Source organism: Oceanobacillus sp. FSL H7-0719, assembly GCF_045040795.1.
Classification (GTDB): Bacteria; Bacillota; Bacilli; order Bacillales; family Amphibacillaceae; genus Oceanobacillus.
Genome location: NZ_CP150301.1, coordinates 1,607,454 through 1,625,398 on the forward strand (window position 1 = coordinate 1,607,454; position 17,945 = coordinate 1,625,398).

18 protein-coding genes are annotated in these 17,945 nt (G+C 36.0%); 6 read left to right on the plus strand and 12 right to left on the minus strand.

The features are described from left to right. Window positions 1-36: 36 nt before the first annotated feature. A complete protein-coding gene (locus NST93_RS08670; RefSeq protein WP_405103174.1) occupies window positions 37-744 on the plus strand; it encodes a YetF domain-containing protein in 708 nt (235 codons plus the stop codon). 26 nt (window positions 745-770) lie between these two features. Here the strand turns inward: NST93_RS08670 and NST93_RS08675 are convergent, their stop codons facing one another. Beyond that, window positions 771-1,034, minus strand: coding sequence for a hypothetical protein (locus tag NST93_RS08675; RefSeq protein ID WP_405103175.1), 264 nt, complete (start codon window positions 1,032-1,034; stop codon window positions 771-773). A gap of 219 nt (window positions 1,035-1,253) precedes the next feature. Here NST93_RS08675 and NST93_RS08680 point away from each other — a divergent pair, with 219 nt between their 5' ends. Further along, window positions 1,254-1,736, plus strand: a complete 483-nt coding sequence (locus NST93_RS08680) for a CotY/CotZ family spore coat protein (protein ID WP_405103177.1) — start codon at window positions 1,254-1,256, stop codon at window positions 1,734-1,736. A gap of 103 nt (window positions 1,737-1,839) precedes the next feature. On the opposite strand, the gene NST93_RS08685 is transcribed toward NST93_RS08680, so the two are convergent. Then, window positions 1,840-2,316 (minus strand): CotO family spore coat protein, encoded by a 477-nt coding sequence (locus NST93_RS08685; RefSeq protein WP_405103179.1) that lies wholly within the window; start codon window positions 2,314-2,316, stop codon window positions 1,840-1,842. 125 nt (window positions 2,317-2,441) lie between these two features. Then, entirely contained in the window at window positions 2,442-3,830 is a 1,389-nt protein-coding gene (gene mgtE / locus NST93_RS08690; protein WP_405103181.1) for a magnesium transporter, read from the minus strand. A gap of 234 nt (window positions 3,831-4,064) precedes the next feature. Here mgtE and prpE point away from each other — a divergent pair, with 234 nt between their 5' ends. Continuing rightward, window positions 4,065-4,805 carry a bis(5'-nucleosyl)-tetraphosphatase PrpE gene (gene prpE / locus NST93_RS08695; protein WP_405103183.1) on the plus strand — a complete coding sequence of 247 codons (741 nt, stop codon included), beginning with the start codon at window positions 4,065-4,067 and terminating at the stop codon, window positions 4,803-4,805. Here prpE and NST93_RS08700 read toward each other — a convergent pair. From NST93_RS08700 to NST93_RS08710, 3 genes are read right to left on the minus strand one after another with little or no spacing between them, the layout of a single operon-like run. Continuing rightward, window positions 4,789-5,682, minus strand: a complete 894-nt coding sequence (locus NST93_RS08700) for an RluA family pseudouridine synthase (RefSeq protein WP_405103185.1) — start codon at window positions 5,680-5,682, stop codon at window positions 4,789-4,791. The genes prpE and NST93_RS08700 overlap by 17 nt on opposite strands. A gap of 24 nt (window positions 5,683-5,706) precedes the next feature. Further along, window positions 5,707-6,510: an NAD kinase gene (locus NST93_RS08705; protein WP_405103187.1), complete on the minus strand. Its 804-nt coding sequence runs from the start codon at window positions 6,508-6,510 to the stop codon at window positions 5,707-5,709. A 30-nt stretch (window positions 6,511-6,540) separates the two neighbouring features. Continuing rightward, window positions 6,541-7,149, minus strand: coding sequence for a GTP pyrophosphokinase family protein (locus tag NST93_RS08710; protein ID WP_405103188.1), 609 nt, complete (start codon window positions 7,147-7,149; stop codon window positions 6,541-6,543). A gap of 285 nt (window positions 7,150-7,434) precedes the next feature. On the opposite strand from NST93_RS08710, the gene NST93_RS08715 reads away from it, so the two are divergent. The 3 genes from NST93_RS08715 to NST93_RS08725 all read left to right on the plus strand — a co-directional run bounded on the left by NST93_RS08715 (window position 7,435) and on the right by NST93_RS08725 (window position 9,374). Next, a complete protein-coding gene (locus NST93_RS08715; RefSeq protein WP_405103190.1) occupies window positions 7,435-8,013 on the plus strand; it encodes a CYTH domain-containing protein in 579 nt (192 codons plus the stop codon). A gap of 80 nt (window positions 8,014-8,093) precedes the next feature. Next, window positions 8,094-8,480, plus strand: a complete 387-nt coding sequence (locus NST93_RS08720; RefSeq protein WP_405103192.1) for a globin — start codon at window positions 8,094-8,096, stop codon at window positions 8,478-8,480. An 18-nt stretch (window positions 8,481-8,498) separates the two neighbouring features. Next, the gene (locus NST93_RS08725; RefSeq protein WP_405103194.1) at window positions 8,499-9,374 is read left to right on the plus strand and encodes a ClpXP adapter SpxH family protein; all 876 of its coding nucleotides are present in this window, start codon (window positions 8,499-8,501) and stop codon (window positions 9,372-9,374) included. A gap of 1,184 nt (window positions 9,375-10,558) precedes the next feature. On the opposite strand, the gene pepF is transcribed toward NST93_RS08725, so the two are convergent. The 6 genes from pepF to NST93_RS08755 form a co-directional block, all read right to left on the minus strand. Next, window positions 10,559-12,370, minus strand: coding sequence for an oligoendopeptidase F (pepF, locus tag NST93_RS08730; RefSeq protein WP_405103196.1), 1,812 nt, complete (start codon window positions 12,368-12,370; stop codon window positions 10,559-10,561). Window positions 12,371-12,502: 132 nt separating this feature from the next. Then, a complete protein-coding gene (locus tag NST93_RS08735; RefSeq protein WP_405103198.1) occupies window positions 12,503-13,723 on the minus strand; it encodes a competence protein CoiA in 1,221 nt (406 codons plus the stop codon). A 105-nt stretch (window positions 13,724-13,828) separates the two neighbouring features. Next, window positions 13,829-14,524: an adaptor protein MecA gene (gene mecA / locus NST93_RS08740; RefSeq protein WP_405103200.1), complete on the minus strand. Its 696-nt coding sequence runs from the start codon at window positions 14,522-14,524 to the stop codon at window positions 13,829-13,831. A 340-nt stretch (window positions 14,525-14,864) separates the two neighbouring features. Further along, a complete protein-coding gene (gene spxA, locus NST93_RS08745; RefSeq protein WP_405103202.1) occupies window positions 14,865-15,260 on the minus strand; it encodes a transcriptional regulator SpxA in 396 nt (131 codons plus the stop codon). 263 nt (window positions 15,261-15,523) lie between these two features. After that, complete coding sequence (locus tag NST93_RS08750) at window positions 15,524-16,111, minus strand: GNAT family N-acetyltransferase (RefSeq protein WP_405103204.1); 588 nt, start codon at window positions 16,109-16,111, stop codon at window positions 15,524-15,526. Window positions 16,112-16,193: 82 nt separating this feature from the next. Continuing rightward, entirely contained in the window at window positions 16,194-17,405 is a 1,212-nt protein-coding gene (locus NST93_RS08755; protein ID WP_405103206.1) for a putative glycoside hydrolase, read from the minus strand. Window positions 17,406-17,945: the final 540 nt, after the last annotated feature.

A 17,945-nucleotide genomic window follows, 5' to 3' on the forward strand; every position in this document is an offset into this window, starting at 1 on the left:
TTTTGGTTAAGCTATATTGTAGTTAGGGGGATTGGTATGAACTCTTATTTATCCATGTTCACTGATTTGACTTTTGGCTTTATTGCGTTATTCACACTCACAAAAATTTTGGGTAAGACTCAAATTTCTCAAATAACAGCGTTTGACTTCATTTCGGCATTAGTCCTCGGAGAACTTATTGGAAATGCACTATTTGATGAAAAAACAGGTATACCGGAAATTGCATTTGTTGTTTTCACTTGGGGTGCTTTAATGTATATTACAGAATATATTACACAGCGGTTTAAAGGTTCAAGGAATTTTTTCGAAGGCAGTCCATCTATAGTTATCTATAATGGGAAATTAATTCGAGATGTCATGAAAAAAAATAAACTTGATGTAAATCAGCTGCAGCATATGCTCCGTGCAAAGGATGTTTTTTCTCTTGCGGAAGTACAGTACGCAATACTTGAAACAAATGGAACCATTTCCGTTCTTAGAAAGTCAGATTATCAAACTCCTTCAAGAAAAGATATGAAGCTTGCTTCCGAACCCGTTCAGCTGCCAATTACATTGGTTAATGATGGGGAAATTCTATATGATAATTTACTTGAAAAAAATCTGACTGAAGAGTGGCTTATGGAGGAATTGAAAAAACAGAATTACAATGATTTAACTGAGGTATTTCATGTAGAATATCAGAAAGATAAAGACTTGCTCATCTTTCCAGTATCGAATCGGCACCATCAGAAATGGGATGTTTAATTTAAAATAAACATCCCATTTCTCTTTTATACAGATTCACTAAACTCTCTTCCTTTACCGGTAATTTCAGCGTAAATACTATGACCAACCGTGCTCATCTGTGGTTTTAGCGGTAAGCTTTTGTAAGAACTTGGATTCAAGCGATCATATTCACTAATAACTTCCTCATGCTTCTTTTCAAGCACAGCTTTGAACGGTGCATCTACAGCCTCAACATTCAACTTTTGTTGTGGGATTCTATTCTGGTATTCAACATATTGATATCTTTCGACTGGCAGGATATATCCCATTTATAATTCCCCCTTTGTTCATAATCCTTCGTAAAGTAATTTCTTTATATGTCCGTTAATTCATATAACTATACCCTTTATTCAGAATAGTAAACCTGATTCAGTTACTTTATTATATTTTAAATTCGTTTTTCAAAGAATTAAATTGCCCACACCAACAGGCCTTTTACACATATGTTATTAAAGAAAGTCAATATATTGTGAAAGGAGTTATTGTTTATGAGCTGTGGTTGTGGAAAAGATTATGATAGCGGCAACTGCGTCATTGACGTATTATCAGAGATTGTTGCTGCCCAGAATGATGTAGTGGAGAATTGCTGTAGCACGAGTTGTGAGCAATCCATCAATGACTTACTTGGTGATAACGATACTGGAAGTGGTTTAGATACGGTGCCAGTTATTCTTTACTGTAAAGACGGCTGTAAACCATTTAAAGGTTTTGGTGCTGATCGTAAATATGAAGATAAGATTGGACCAATTATTGCGAGCTTTATTTTCCGAGCAAAACGTATAGATAAAGATGGCTGTGCAGTATTAGAATTATTACTTTCTCATGAACAGTCGTATGGTCATGGAGATTTGAAAGATCCAACTGATCAAAAGACAAAAAACTTACTAGCAACTGGCATTTGCATTACAGTGGATCTGCATTGCTTCTGTCACGTTACTTGCCTGCCAGCAATCAGTGTATTCAACAATTAATATGAAACGCAAGCACCATCCAGCAGCAAAAGGACAATGTCCGCAGGCTGCTCGGTGCTTGCGTTCTTTATTTCCTATCTTTTCATAACAGAAATGAAATCATTTATAAGCTGAGCATACGAATACGTTTTATGCTTGTAAGCGGAACGTCAATCATCCGTTTTCCGCTGCGAATTTTTGCAATCTCATTTTCATACTGTAAGATAATTCCTTGATACATACGTTTATCAGTTTTAATTTCACAGGTAAGGCGTGGTGCATAGGCTGGTCTGTTTGTTAGATAAACGAGCTGCTCCTCTAAGGTCATCTCCTTAAATGTATTTCCTTCTCGCTCCTTACCGCCTTTATTTGTTGATTCTTCTTCTTCTTCTTCTGCACTGTCTTTTGCTTCGTAAAAGCTTTCCTGTCTCACTCTTTTCATCTTTCGGTCACTCGTCTTCGCTGCCTTATTTTCATTTAATTCTTCTTGGACTTTTTCTTTTTTTGATCTATACTGATGCTGCATATTTGCACGGATTCTCTCTGTCTTTGTTTGATGAATATAAAGCAGCGGATCTTTAGCAAAGCGTTCATTGCGCAAATTTATTCTCTCCTTTATAGAAAAATAGTCACAATCAGTATATGCCCCGCCTGTTTTCGTGTTCCCGTGCGGCAGACAAAAAAACTTGAGAACCAATGAGAGGGTCTCAAGTTTTACTTTAAACTTTAGTTGATGAGGTAACTCATAAAGCTGGTCGCCATACCAAAGTAGATTATAATCGAAATAATATCATTAATCGTAGTGATAAATGGTCCAGATGCAACTGCAGGATCAATTTTCAGCCGCTCCATTAATAATGGAATGAGCGCCCCAGCAAGTGTTGCAACAACGAGTGAAGCCATAATAGACACACCAACGATTAAACCTAAAAAGATGTTACTTTGCCAGAAATAAATTACGACTGCAATTATAATTCCTGAAACAGATCCTGTAATCAATCCTGTACATGCTTCTCGAATAATCATTTTCATTTTTCCTTGTTTTTGGTAATCCCCTGTTGAAATACCACGTACCGCCACTGCAAGAGATTGTGTTCCCGAGTTACCGGCCATTCCAGCGATAAGCGGTATGAATATCGCAAGCACTGCAACTTGATTTAAAGTGTCCTCAAATCTTGCAATCAGACTTGCTGTAAACATTCCTAAGAATAGTAATATAATCAGCCAAGGCAGCCTTTTCTTTGCTGACTGAAAAGCAGAATCTGTATGTTTTTCAGCATCAGATACCCCAGCAAGCATGGAGTAGTCTTCTGAAGCTTCTTCTTGCATTACATCCAGGATATCATCGACTGTGATAATACCGAGCAAATGATTTTGAAAATCAACTACGGGCACTGCAAGAAAGTCGTAATCCCTGAATAATTGTGCAACTTCTTCTTGGTCCTTAGCAACAGAAACAGCTATAACCTTTTCACTCATAATTTCTTTTATAAGCAAATCGTTATCTGCAATAATTAAATCACGGATTGAAATAACTCCAACAAGTCGTTTATCATTGTCGACAACATATAAATAATAAATTGTTTCTGCATCTGGCGCTTTTTCTTTTAAATATTGCATTACTTCTTGAACAGTATCCAGTGCATTTAAAACTACAAATTCGGTAGTCATGATACTACCAGCAGTTTTTTCCTCGTAATGCAGCAGGTTTTTAATTTCATTAGCTGCATCTTCATCCATACTCGTCAGAAAACTGACAACTTCTTCCTTATCAAGAAAATTAAGTATATCTACTGCATCATCCGCGGGAAGTTCAGATAAAATCTCCGCAGAAAAACGCGGATCCATCTCTCTAAAATAATCTAATGTTTCTTCAATCTCCATACTTTCTATGATCTCCGCAAATTCATCTGGAGAAAGATAGCCATATAGCCGCTCCCTTAATTCCTTTTCTTGTTCAATAAAGAAGGTAGCCTGCTCATAAGGGTGCATTGTAAAGTAATACTTTCTAAAAGGGTCAATTTCATCATTAGCTAATGACTTCTGCAGCTTATTCCAATCAGCTTTTATCTCTTTTTCATATTGATTTTCGAAATTTTCTAATGTATCTTTCATGTAAGTTCATCCTTTCTTGCCATCGGATCCTTTGCCCTATACTTAATCTATCCCTTCCATTGTTAATTAAAACTGCAATATGAAGATATACTTCTTTGATGACACATCCATTTAATAATATACTCCACTTTGACCACAATAAAAAGCGAAAAAACGATTCCCTTACTTCTTATTGTTATCAACTTGAGTATTATGCCTGGAGTTGTGTACAATATATGTGAAAGGAGCATATTCATGAAAATTGATGTAATTGGAGATGTTCATGGTTGTATGGATGAGTTACATAGCCTTTTTCAAAAACTGGGTTATGAGTATAAAAATAATATTTATCTTCATCCAGCTGAACGCATACCAGTTTTCGCGGGAGATTTGACAGATCGCGGACCTGAATCACTAGAAGTTATTCGCCTTGTTTATCGTATGGTTATCAAGGAAAAAAAGGCAAAGTATGTCCCCGGCAATCATTGTAATAAATTATATCGTTTTTTCTTAGGGAATAAAGTACAGCTGCGGCATGGTTTAGAAACAACGGCAGCTGAATATGCTGCCTTAAGCCAAAAAGAACAGAAACTTATTCGTCACCAGTTTATGAAGTTATATGAAGAAGCCCCGCTTTATTTAGAAATTCCAGAAGTAAATGCCATTGTTGCACATGCAGGAATAAAAGAGGAATTTATTGGCCGTACTGATGGGAAAGTCCGTACTTTCGTCTTTTATGGCGATATTACAGGAGAATTTGATTCAAAGGGCATGCCAATCCGCAGAGATTGGGCACAGCATTATGATGGAGAACGATGGATCGTCTATGGCCACACTCCTGTAAAAGCACCAAGAATCGTAAACAATACAATTAACATTGACACAGGATGCGTATTTGGCAATGCCCTTACCGCCCTTCGGCTTCCAGAGCATGACACTGTCTCGGTTCCGTCCAGCCAGCCGTTTAACAAAGAAAAATTCAGGAGTTTCCCTTAAATTCTTGAATCACTTTGTTCATATCGTCCGGAAGTTCTGCCCTAAAGGCAAGCAATTCATTTGTGTATGGATGAGGAAATACCAGCTCATGACAATGAAGTGCTTGTCTCTTTATCACTTGCAGTTTCCCTCCATATAGATCATCTCCTGCAAGCGGGTGATTTATATGGGAGAAATGTACCCTGATTTGATGCGTTCTTCCCGTTTCCAAGGTGATTTCCACGAAAGAATACTTTTCCCAGGCAAAAAAGACATTATAATGTGTGATTGCATCTTTTCCAGCAGGTGTTACTTCTCTTTCAACAATGGATCCTTGCTTTCTGCCAATCGGCTCATTTACGGTTCCACTTAATTGTTTCATACTCCCCTCAACAATCGCCTGATACTTGCGCTGGATAGTAAATTGCTTTTGACTCTTTGCTAGCAAGCTATGGGTAAGCCGGTCCTTTGCAATTAGAATCAATCCTGAAGTATCCCGATCCAATCTCGTTACAACGTGAAACGTATTTGGATTTCCAATCTTTTCATAATAACTTATTACAGCATTAGCAACCGTTCCTGACTTATGCTTAGGCGATGGCAATGTTGCCATTCCTGCTGGCTTATTAATCACCAGCAGTGCTTCATCTTCATAAATAATGGAGAGATCAATCGCTTCTGGAACAAGCCACTTGCTTACTTCCTCAGGTGGAAGGTTTACTTCCAGCAGATCTCCTGTGTGTAATAGCTTCCGTACTGTTTCTTGCTTGCCGTTAAGAAGAATCTCTCCCCCTTCAGATTTAGCAGAGATTAAGATTCTTCTCGATATACCGCATATTTGCTGTAAATAATCGCGTATGTTCATCTGATTATATGCTTTTTCAATCGTCCATTTCATTTCTTTTCTGCCTTTCTTACAGTATTAATCCCCATCTGCAACGAACGAGTCACGAACACGATTCCAAAAAGGAAACTGACGAAATCTTGCAAACCGAACTTTTTCTTTCGCTACACGACATTGAATTGATTTTACATTTGTATATATTTTGGTAAAATGATCGAGTGAAATCAAAAAGCTGCTGTCGCGCATTGGCCGAAGCATACAAGTATGATGCTTTGGCAATATTAACGGCGAACCAATTGTCCGGAAAACGCGGTTATTAATCGATGCCATTTCGGTAAGCTGAATCGCTTCAAAGGAAGGATGCAATATCGCTCCACCAAGTGCTTTATTATAAGCTGTACTTCCAGATGGAGTTGATAAACATATCCCATCACCACGAAAGGTTTCAAAATGCTCCCCCTTTATTTCTACATCCAAAACGACAGAAGATCCATCAGCCGTTTTAATCATCGCCTCATTTAAAGCGAGCCAGCGATCTTCCTTCTCACCCGTTTTCGAACGTACAATTACTTCAAGCAACGGATATTCGATAGTTTGAAAAGGTGTTTTTGCAATTTCTATAATCAGCTTTTCTAATTCACCTGGTGTGTAATCAGCATAAAAACCTAAGTGTCCCGTATGTACACCAATAAATGCTGTTTTATCTAATCGATGATGGTAGCGATGAAAAGCTTCTAAAAATGTACCATCTCCTCCAACAGAAATAACTAATTCCGGTTCTTCTTCATTATAGTCCAATGTAAATTCCGTTAAGTATTCTTTCATTGTAGTTTTGATTGTATTCGAACGGTCATCGCCTTTTGACACGATAGCAAATTTCAACAAACTCTCCCCCTACTTATAATTAGTTGCTTATAATCGATGGAACATGCGGTTTGCTTCTTGAATTTCATTTTTAATTTTTGACATCTCTTCATCTAAATTAAATGCCGCTTCTGCTGCAAGTTGTAATCTCTTCTCAATTTCAACTGGAATTCGTCCCTCATATTTATAATTTAATGAATGCTCATTCGTTGCCCAGAAATTCATTGCCAGTGTACGTATTTGTAATTCTGCGAGTACTAATTTACGTCCATGAATCGTTTCAACTGGATATTGAATCGTCATATGATAGGAACGATATCCGCTTCTTTTCTTTTCGTTTATATAATCTTTTTCTGAAATAATTGTAAAATCACTTCTTGATTGCAGCATATTGACTACAGTATAGATATCATCAACAAATTGACATACCACTCGAATTCCCGCAATATCCTGAATTTCCTCTGCAATATTAGTTAAAGGTACTTGTCTTCTTTCTGCTTTCTCTAAAATACTTGGTATTGGTTTTACTCTGGCCGTGATAAATTCAATGGGGGAATGCCTTGATTCGTGTACAAACTGCTTCCGCATCCCTTTTAATTTAACCTTTAACTCCTCTACAACCTGAGCATAAGGAGCAAGAAATTCTTCCCAATTCATTGCCATCACTCCGTTTACTTTTTGAAATTATTACCTATCTTATTTTACCACACCATTAAAAAAAGGCTATCCTTTGCATATTTCTTGAGAAATTGCAATAATCATTTATAATCAGTTAAGGATAAAAAAGTCGGAAGTGGATGAAAGATGTTACGACCTCTGCCGGCAATAAATGCTTTTGGTCAAAACGTATTTATTTAATACGTACATACCCGAAATGCAAGCCTGCTGAACATCGATCACTGCTTTAAAACTTTTACATTTTCCCTTAAACGGAGGATTTTCATGGCACAGGAAATAGAAATAGAATACAAGAACCTATTAACAGAAGACGAATATAAACGTTTATTGCGGGAACTGAACTTCCCGAAAAAGGCTGTACTGCAAGAGAATTACTATTTCGAAACGACAGACTTTCAACTGAAACAAAAGCAGTCCGCACTCAGAATCCGGAAGAAAAATGGCAATAATGTATTGACCTTAAAAGAACCGCATCCAGAAGGCCTATTAGAAACACATGACATGTTATCGATTGAAGAAGCCGACTCATGGTTCAATGGTAAACCCGTCGTAAAAGAACACACTGGAAAACAATTAGAAAAACTGGGAATTAGCATGGATGAATTACATTTATTTGGCAGTCTGCATACAGAACGGCGAGAGATCACATACCAAAATGTTCTGCTTGTTCTGGATTACAGCCAGTATCACCACACTTCTGACTATGAACTTGAATTAGAAGCAAAAAGCCAATCAGAGGGTATTGCTGTTTTCAAAACACTATTAAGTGCGTATCAAATTCCTAGAAGAGATACACCAAATAAGATTGAAAGATTCTTTCAATCTATCAAAAAGAACACTTAATAACCAATTACGAGTCAGATTGGTTGCTCATACATTAATCCATTGCTAAAATGAGAACAAATAATCAAGGAGATTATACTATGCAGGACATACAACATCGTTCTATCTATGCAGCAATAGGCGGGCATGATGCTATAGAGAAAATTGTTAACAATTTTTATAATCGTGTAGGTAAACATCCGTTATTAATTCCAATTTTTCCAGAAGACCTAACGGAAACAGCAAGGAAGCAAACCTTATTTTTGACACAGTTTTTTGGCGGTCCGCGACTATATGAAGAAGAAAGAGGCCATCCAATGATGCGTAGAAGGCATTTGCCCTTTCCGATTACACCAAAGCGCAAAGATGCTTGGTTAGATTGTATGGCAGAAGCATTGGAAGAAGCAAAAATTGAAGAACCTTATCGTTCAATAATGTTTGAGAAGTTAACGCTGACAGCTAACCATATGATGAACACCCCAGAGTAGGAGAAAGGAGAATTTGATGTGAGTTGGCAGCAACCTGAGCTCCCAAGCTCTAATCACACAAGCACATCAGCAGATTACAATGGCTATATTGACTATATCAAAAAGCCTGTTGAGATTTATGTGTTTATCGACCCTTTTTCAGAAGTATGCTGGTCATTACAAACGTATATAAAAAAGTTAACAATCGAATACGGCAGATTTTTTACAACTCGCCCAATAGTTAGTGGTTACCTTTCACTTTTAAATAATGACAAGAAAAAAGTTCTAACAAGAAATAATCCACTGCATGCTTGCAATATAGCAGAATGCAATAACGAATATAATACTGTCACACATCCATGGAATACTTCCCTTGCACTTAAAGCTGCTGAATTACAAGGTAAAAGAGCCGGCAAAAAATTCCTTGGAAAAGTACAGCAAAAACTATTTCTTGAGAAACAAAATATCTCGGAATTAGAAATTTTACTAGATTGTGCCCGAGAAGCAAATTTAGATATGCAGGAATTTGAAAAAGATATTTTCTCTTCTCCCGCTAAAAAAGCTTACCAATGTGATTTACGTCTAACAAATGAAATGGATGTAGACAATCTTCCTACAATGGTGTTCTTTAATCAAATGGCTGAAGAACACGGCATCAAGGTTTCTGGATTGTATCCCTATGAAATATATGAACTTGTTTTAAGTGAAATTTTACGCTATCAGCCAATTCCTTCGGCTAAGCCACCTTTAGAGGAACTTATTCATCACCATACAATACTTGGTACAAAGGAAGTAGCGATTATTTATGATTGGTCAATCACCAAGACTGAAAGAGAATTAAAGAAATTGCAGTTTATGCAAAAGGTAGAAAAGGTTCCCAGCAATTATGGCGTATTTTGGAAGGCAAAAAATTAAGGACTCAGGGTGAAAACCTTGGGTCTTTTTTATTGTAAGTTAACCAGCTATCCCGCTAACCAAGCCTCTTCCCTTTTCTAATTTAAAATATTATAGAGTAAAAAAGACAAAAAAATAAGGATATACGGGGCAGCGTATATCCTTGATTCCGTCTTTGTATGAATACAAAGGGGGATGGGAGAAAGTTTCATGATCAAACAAAAGGGGTTTTGTTTGTTTCAACTTATATATTTATTGTAACAGCTATTTTTTACTATATCAATACTTCGTGCAATAATTCACAAAAAATTCACGTTTAGCCTTTTCATTTTTATGTAATTCCATAATTTGTATTTATTCATTTCATATCGTGCAATGTTCTGTTTTTAGACAAAAAAAAAGATATACAGGGCAGTGTATATCTTAATGTCCGTCTTTGTATGAATTACAAAGGGGGATGGGAGAAAGTTTCATGATCAAACAAAAGGGGTTTTTGTTTGTTTCAACTTACATTCTTATCATATCAACTGTTAATATATTTGGCAATGCTTTTGTGCTCTAATTCACAAAACGTTCACTATCTGGACATTTTTTGTCCAAACCATTTGTTTTTCGTCCCTAGCAGGCAATTATGCTGTGGAACTTATTATGAATAATTTTTTGGGTACGGAAGATAAATATATAAAAAAGAGAATATACGGGGCAGCGTATATTCTCTAAGTCCGTCTTTGTATGAATACAAAGGGGGATGGGAGAAAGTTTCATGATCAAACAAAAGGGGTTTTTGTTTGTTTCAACTTATGATTCTATATTATCAGCTAATATACAGTCTTTCAACCCATATGTGCGTTTTTTCACATAATGTTCATATTATCGTGTTCCCCTTCGTTGCTACTGTTCAAAAAACTTATAAGATCAAATCATAAAACCTGCATTTTATTGCATCATATTTACAGCCTCTTGAACATAAAGTTAATTATAAGGAGAGATGTGTATGGAGAAAGTTTATCCTATTTTCTTTCTTATTACTATGCTGCTCGCTATATTTATAAACTTTATTGGACTCTTGCAATTAATCCCTTTGTTCATCACGTTACCGTTGTTATTTATTTCAATCTATTTAATGCTCTACTCTTTTTCTCATCGTAAAAAAGTCTATAGGCGCATGCGTTAAGGGAGCAGAAAAATCTGCTCCCTTTCATCATTTAACCAAGTAATAATTTTTCCATTTCATTTAACTTCTCTTCAAATACATCCAGTGCATCGAGAATTGGCTGCTTTGAATTCATATCTACGCCAGCTTTCTTCAGCACTTCAATTGGATAATCACTGCTGCCTGCTTTTAGATAATTAATATAGCGTTCTACTGCTGGTTCTCCTTCATCGAGAATCTGTTTCGCTAATGAAGTTGCAGCTGAATAGCCAGTTGCATATTGATAAACATAATAATTATAGTAGAAGTGCGGAATACGCGCCCACTCTAATCCAATTTCTTCATCACTTACAACAGATGGACCATAATATTTCTTATTTAAATCATAGTAGATTTCCGTTAACCTTTCTGCTGTCAAAGCCTCTCCATTTTGTGCCCGTACGTGAATTTCATGTTCAAACTCTGCAAACATTGTTTGGCGGAAAACAGTTCCACGGAAGCCTTCAAGAAAATGATTCAGAATATATAGCTTCTCTCTCTCATCTTCAAGATTTTCCAGTAAATAATCATTTAATAGGGCTTCATTCGTAGTTGAAGCAACCTCTGCCACGAAAATTGAATAATTCCCATAGCGAAACGGCTGTGATTTACGAGTGTAATAACTATGAACAGAGTGGCCTAATTCATGTGCAAGTGTAAATGTATTATTAATATTATCTTGCCAGTTCATTAGAATATATGGATTTGTTCCATAGCTCCCCGAGGAGTATGCACCACTTCGCTTTCCTTTATTTTCTTCAACATCAATCCAGCGGTTTGTAAAAGCTTCCTCCAGTATTTCTTTATATTCATTTCCGAGGGGTTCCAAGCCTTTCAATACATAATCTTTGGCTTTTTCATACGATACTTTCATATCCACATCTGTCACTAATGGTGTATAAAGATCATACATATGCAGTTCATCTACACCAAGTACCTTCTTGCGTAATTCAATATAGCGATGAAGCAATGGCAATCTTTCATTAACTGCTGAGACAAGATTATCATAAACTTCTTCAGGGATATGGTTATTATCGAGCGCTGCCTGGCGCGCAGAATCGTAATTACGCACTTTAGCAATGAAGTTATCTGATTTAATATTACCAGATAGAGTTGAAGCAAACGTATTTTGGAACTTACCGTAAGTTTCATACATTGCTTTAAAAGCATCCTCACGAACACGGCGATCTTTTGATTCCATGAAGATGGAATAGCGGCCATGTGTCACATCGACTTCTTTCCCCTCTTCATTTTTAATTGCCGGGAAAGTAAGATCTGCGTTATTTAACATACTAAATGTCTGTGAGCCTGTAGATAAAGCTTCCGATGCTTCTGCAAGCAGAATCTCTTCTTTTTCGCTCAACACATGTGGCCGTTTGTTTGTGATATCTTCTAAAACTTTTTTATAAACTTGAAGTTCTTCTTTTTCACTTAGGTATGATTCTACTTTGCCCTCTTCCATCGCCAAAATCTCAGGGACAATATAGCTCATCGCACTGGAAGCAGTTGTCAATACCATCTCTGCCTGTGCATTTAATCCTTGGTAGAATGCATTAGTAGTATCCTCATCATAGCGCATATGGGCATATGTATACAATCTGCCTAATCGTCCAGAAAGTTCATCTTGTAACTTCAAAAGGTTATATAAAGTGTCTGCTGATTCTGATAACTTGCCTTGGTATTTCTCAATTTCAGGGATATCATTTTGCAGCTTCTTAAGCTCTTCCTGCCATGCTTCATCAGTTGTAAAAATATCTTCCAGCTTCCAAGTGGACTCAACAGGCACCTCGCTTCTCTTTTGCAGTTCTTTTGTAGCTTTTGACATATAAAATCCTCCTTCAATACACTTACTTACTATTATTATTCTAGATGTGTATAAGAACCCCTCTAAAATAATCATATTATCTCCATACATTTTTTAAGCTTCATTTCTGACTTTCTTAAAGAATGTTTGTTATTACTTAGTATACCGAAATAATGACCTATCATGCTCGTATTTTGTCTGATTTTTTGTAAAAAGCTGTTTAATCAGCTTTTCATCTTCTTCAATTGCTGCTTCTATATGTGGATGGACATGGATAGCTTTTGTTTTCTTGAAGGTATGGTTCGTTGTTTGTTCGAGATAATCAAGCTCTGTTAAAATATGGAGATACTCTTGAATTGGATGAATTTCTGAATCGATTAACGGAAAGTTATCTTCACTTATCATATTCTTTCTAAGAAAAAATATACACTGGTAAAGCGTAAACTCAGCTTCTGTCTCTAATGGTGCAATGAAGTTAAATATTAACCTGCTTTGCCAATTCCAATTTGCCGTGTTTATTCTAAAGGCTCCCCTGACAGGCAAATGAATGATTGCTGGCAGCCTTTCATAATGCAATTTATTCAAATAAAGCCATTGTTGCCATTGCAGTTCGGCTCCAAATTGTCTTGTCCTGGGCTGTACCCGAAAACGGCGCTTTTCTTGCATCCAGATTTTAAGTAATTCTTCTTTTGAAAATAATGCTTTGGAAAATAAATCGGAAAAAATCATTTCTTTTAAAGGATAGATTTCAAACTTCCCTATCGCCCGATTATTTCCTGTCATATAAAGATCTTGGATTTTAATAAATTTCAATGTTTGCGGACAGAAGTAAAAGAGAGTCGGTGGATATACTGAGGAGAATTGATGAATAAAAGTTTGGGAGAAGGTGTCTACTTTAATCATATTCGCTGTTTTTCTTTTTAGAAGCTTCTCACCAAGCACCCAAATAACATGAATTCCAGCTTTATTATAGCCTTTTGTCCGCTTAATAATCTGGCTCGCAGGGATTTTCGAACATTGATATTCAACTGCTATTTTTTTGTCATGGAGTATAATTAAAAAATCTGGCCGCTGCTGGATTTCTTTAATATATACTTCAAGCTCTACAGGAATACTTTGACTTCTTAACCATTGATAAAGCCTCAGTTTCCCTTGCTCATGATATGCTCCCTCTCCTCCACCCGTTGATGGACAACTTGACTCTGTTTGATGGGCAAAATGAGCAATAACTTTCTGACCAGCTCGTAAAATTACTCTTTCATTACAGACTGGACAATAAAATACGGGACTTTTCTGTTTCAAATTCTGCCTGTCTTTTTTTGAGATGGTTGCGGGAGTAATTAATCCCCCATCAGCTAATTTTGCTTGCAGCATAAAAAAACACCTCCATGTCTGCTATAATTCGACAGCTTCGTCGAAAATCCTGCTTTCAAGAAGGGGATTGATCAAAAAAAAGATAGACATCCATTAAGTAGATGTCTATCTTTCTATTGAAAAGTGGCTGCTTAAAGTAGAAAAAGTGTTTTCTTCTATTATCTTTTTACCGTATTCTTCAAGAACATGTAATGATATAGTAGAATTTTTTGCGAACTCAAGAATTTTACTAATTAAATTATCTTGTATCTGGTCATCATCCAGGATTTCCAAACCAAATTGAATATAGAGATAGTATTTATCATTATAATGGTATAGAGTCTCTTCCTGAATTTCATAATCGCTCTTCATAAAATGACTGAGTTGAATGACGTGTTCAAAATCGTCAAATCTGACAATCGTCCACATTTTATCTTCATGGAAACCCTCTTCCTCAGTTACTTCTGGAATACTTTTACCAAAGGTGTCTTCAAGGATTCCGTCAAGGTCTTCCTCACCAGATAATTCGATTTCATCTTCCTCAGAATCATCTAATTCATAATCGTCGTCACTCTGTTTTGATATCTTCGCCTTTGTAACAATGATTTCAAGGCCCTTTTCCATTGCTTGTACTTGAATCCATAATGGACCATCTGGGTTGAAATCTTCCTTATGATTGACTTCATCCATCATATGCCAGAATAACTGCTCACTGCGCTCTCTATTGTACCAAATCTCTTCTCTTTCATATCCAAGATCTTCAATATCAATATACGAAATATAAAATTTAATCGTATTCTCATTAATTCTTTCTATTTCCATTTCTGTCTCTCCCTTCATTTAGAAAGATATCATTTAACTCCAGTCAAGAACTAAAAAACCATTTTAACATATATACACAAAATAAAGTACTTATCTATAGTAATACCATAAAAGATAATTTTGAAACACTTTTTCATTTCTTATAGCCATTGTATGATAAATTATGGTGTTTTGGAAACGAATATGCCTATAATTAATAAGTTATTTTATATGACTTCATTTCAATTAGGACGAATAATTTTTTTTATGACAGCTGCTGGTATGAATATACAGTAAAAATAAACGAAAGCACAAGACGTATGCTGTCCTGTGCTTTATTATATTTATCCGTTTTAAGCTGTTAATTGACCATTTTTTGTGCTTCCCGCAATTGAAACGTTCGCACGGTTCGTGGAAGAAATCGGCGAATTTCGTCTTCATTATATCCAACCTGCAGACGCTTTTCATCGAGTATAATCGGTCTTCTTAGCAGTCCAGGATTTTTCTGGATAAGATCAAATAAATCCTGCATCGGCAGCTGTTCGATATTCACATCCAATTTCTGAAAAACTTTCGATCTTGTTGAGATAATCTCATCAGTTCCATCCTCAGTCATACGTAATATCTCTTTAATTTCATCGATTGATAACGGTTCCAGGAATATATTACGCTCTCTAAATGGAATTTCATGCTCTTCCAGCCAAGCTTTGGCTTTCCTGCAGGATGTACAACTTGGTGAGGTATAAAGTGTTACCATGAACTTCACTCCTCATGATTTATTTCTATCTAATGCAAGCTCTAGTTAAACTCACTTCATTCTTACATTAAAATAAGTTTAAATAACCTCTCTAAATAGTATACTACAATTGTCAAGAAATAAGTAGGTTTTTCGTGAATTTATCGTATATTTTAGCAATTGCTTGCATCAAGTATGCTATATTCTGTATTGTTCCCCATCTATTTTCAATTAAACATTATAAATGAAAATATTGGGGCTCTTTTTCCAGATAAAGCCGTCATCTATTTCTGCAAGCTTACTAAAAGATTGTCGAAATCGCGTTTATCATCATAAAGCAGAGCTTCTTCAACGGAAGGCAGTTCTTTGTTATAAAGTTCTTTCGTCCGGTAACAGTGAATGTTTTCATAAATCATCTGCATCTGTTCATAAATAAATGCTTCAGACTTTAAGTCATCCTCTGGAGACCAATAAAGAATTTCAAGTGGTGCCTCCTCATTGGTTAGGAAGGAAACATTATTAAAACCGATAGATTGTGCATGACGAAAGTTTTCTCTCGAATAAAAGCGCAGTCTCTTTTCGGTATCCGTATCATTGTAATCGATTGGCTCAACCTCAAGAATAATCGCCTTTTGTTTTTTCTTCATTTTCTCAATTAGCTTATGTCCTATCCCTTGTCCTCTTGATTCACTGGAAACCCACAAATAATCAATAAAGATAAAGTTTTCCGACTCTGCATAGATCATCACATGATGCTTGTCTTCGTCCTTATAGTAAAGATTTCCTTTCTCATTTAAAAGCAGTTCCATATGCTTTTTTGATTTCATTTCTTCTACTGGAAAATACTTCTTTAATTTTTCATACCATTCCATTGTATAACCCCTTGTTTAATAATTTTTAAATATGTTACTGTCTTTGACAAAAAAGTGAGGAAGCTGTCTTCCCCACTATTGTTTACTCTTTTCCTATTAAATAATCAACGTTTTCTGTATATACATTCCCTGCATTCCAAAGCAGGAATTCATCTATTCCATTTTCATAAAGTGCTTTTATTTGTGCCTCTACTTCCGCTTTTCCGTATTGTTTCGCTGGTCCGCTGTATAGCCATGGTGCTTCAAAGTCTTGTAACCAAGGCCTTGATACAGGAGGATTTTCTAAAGCTCCAAGTACTTGATTTTCAACTTTTGCATACTCTGTCACTAAACGATAGGGCTCTGTATCTGGTTTTTCAATACCAAAGTAACTTGTCCAGTGACTAGGATATATCATTGATGAAATAACATCAACATTTTCAGAGATTCTCGAGAAGTTTTGTCCTATACCTGGTGTTTCTTCAAGCGTTGCTGCATATCCAAATATATCTACAGACACATCCACTTCATACTTAGAAAGTTCTTCACGAGCATATCCCACAAAATCTGTTACTGCTTCCACACGCTTCTTAATGTTATTCATATCAAGATCTTTATAATCTCCCATTGAATAATCCAGACTCTCATCTTTGTTTTCGAAACCTTCTGGGAAACGAACATAGTCAAATTGAATTTCCTGGAACCCCATTTCGACAGCTAATTTAGCAATATCGACATTATATTCCCATACTTCTTTTTCAAATGGATTTACAAAGGCTTCATCTTTATTATTTTTCCATACCTTGCCATTTTCAGTGAAGGATAGGTCAGGTCGCTTTTCAGCAAGTACAGAGTCTTTAAATACGACAATTCTCGCAATCGGATATATTTGTTTTTCCTCTAAGGTCTTCATCATTGCTTCGGGATCTGAGATATAATTCATCGCAATATCCGCAAATGGAGAATCCTCGTCTGGTTTAAAAGTTAAATTTCCATGATCTTCTTTAATATCAATTACCATCGAATTCAATGAAGTATTCTCGGTTAAATTTAATAGTTCATCAAAACGGCTTCCACCAGCAGAATTTCCAGTTACATAGATTCCTCTAACCGCATCAGGGTATTCAAAATTAAGTCCTGAATCATATGTAAAGCGCTTCATACTTTGCTCTAAATCGAAGAGTGTAATACTAGTTGTTCTTTCTGCATGTTGACTCACTGTTATCGCTTCTTCAGCTTGCGTGCTCCAAGGTAAAGCCATGCTTAACAGGAGAATACCAGTGATTGTCGCTATCCAAAGCTGTACTTTCTCCATTAACTATCAATCTCCTAATTTCAATTTACTTTCTAGTATAAAGGAAAAAGAATATTAATTGAATGGTAAAATCCAATTTTAGTTAAAAAGTCTGGGAATAAATCATAAGGATTTCTGCTGCTGAGCATTTCTCTTAAATAAGCAAACAGGGACAAGCCGTATCAATTAACGGTTAGAAAAGTTGGAAGGGGCTGGGTCAAAAGAAATAGAATAGATTAAAATCCGAACGAGACCTTACTTTCATTCTGATTTTAAGTAGAGTGCTGATTAGTTTTGTTCAGAATAACTCCCCCCAAAGATACCGGAAATTTGAAAAACCGTTATTAATGAGGTAGCAATTAGACAATATAAAACTGGATTTTGAAACACTGTCTTCGATAAGTATTCTCTCCGCCCGAAGAAATCAGGATAAGCGGGGAAACTGTCTATGAGAACGCATCTATAAGACAGTAACAGCGAGACAAGTGCTGAAAATGTCTATAAGAACTTCTCTATAAGACAGCAACAGCAAGATAAGTGCTGAAACTGTCTATGAGAACG

Bases quoted from the DNA above. Each gene is read 5' to 3' on its own strand.
- NST93_RS08670 (WP_405103174.1), top strand. From the start codon at position 37: ATGAACTCTTATTTATCCATGTTCACTGATTTGACTTTTGGCTTTATT.
- NST93_RS08675 (WP_405103175.1), bottom strand. From the start codon at position 1,034: ATGGGATATATCCTGCCAGTCGAAAGATATCAATATGTTGAATACCAG.
- NST93_RS08680 (WP_405103177.1), top strand. From the start codon at position 1,254: ATGAGCTGTGGTTGTGGAAAAGATTATGATAGCGGCAACTGCGTCATT.
- mgtE (WP_405103181.1), bottom strand. From the start codon at position 3,830: ATGAAAGATACATTAGAAAATTTCGAAAATCAATATGAAAAAGAGATA.
- prpE (WP_405103183.1), top strand. From the start codon at position 4,065: ATGAAAATTGATGTAATTGGAGATGTTCATGGTTGTATGGATGAGTTA.
- NST93_RS08700 (WP_405103185.1), bottom strand. From the start codon at position 5,682: ATGAAATGGACGATTGAAAAAGCATATAATCAGATGAACATACGCGAT.
- NST93_RS08710 (WP_405103188.1), bottom strand. From the start codon at position 7,149: ATGAATTGGGAAGAATTTCTTGCTCCTTATGCTCAGGTTGTAGAGGAG.
- NST93_RS08715 (WP_405103190.1), top strand. From the start codon at position 7,435: ATGGCACAGGAAATAGAAATAGAATACAAGAACCTATTAACAGAAGAC.
- NST93_RS08720 (WP_405103192.1), top strand. From the start codon at position 8,094: ATGCAGGACATACAACATCGTTCTATCTATGCAGCAATAGGCGGGCAT.
- pepF (WP_405103196.1), bottom strand. From the start codon at position 12,370: ATGTCAAAAGCTACAAAAGAACTGCAAAAGAGAAGCGAGGTGCCTGTT.
- NST93_RS08735 (WP_405103198.1), bottom strand. From the start codon at position 13,723: ATGCTGCAAGCAAAATTAGCTGATGGGGGATTAATTACTCCCGCAACC.
- mecA (WP_405103200.1), bottom strand. From the start codon at position 14,524: ATGGAAATAGAAAGAATTAATGAGAATACGATTAAATTTTATATTTCG.
- spxA (WP_405103202.1), bottom strand. From the start codon at position 15,260: ATGGTAACACTTTATACCTCACCAAGTTGTACATCCTGCAGGAAAGCC.
- NST93_RS08750 (WP_405103204.1), bottom strand. From the start codon at position 16,111: ATGGAATGGTATGAAAAATTAAAGAAGTATTTTCCAGTAGAAGAAATG.
- NST93_RS08755 (WP_405103206.1), bottom strand. From the start codon at position 17,405: ATGGAGAAAGTACAGCTTTGGATAGCGACAATCACTGGTATTCTCCTG.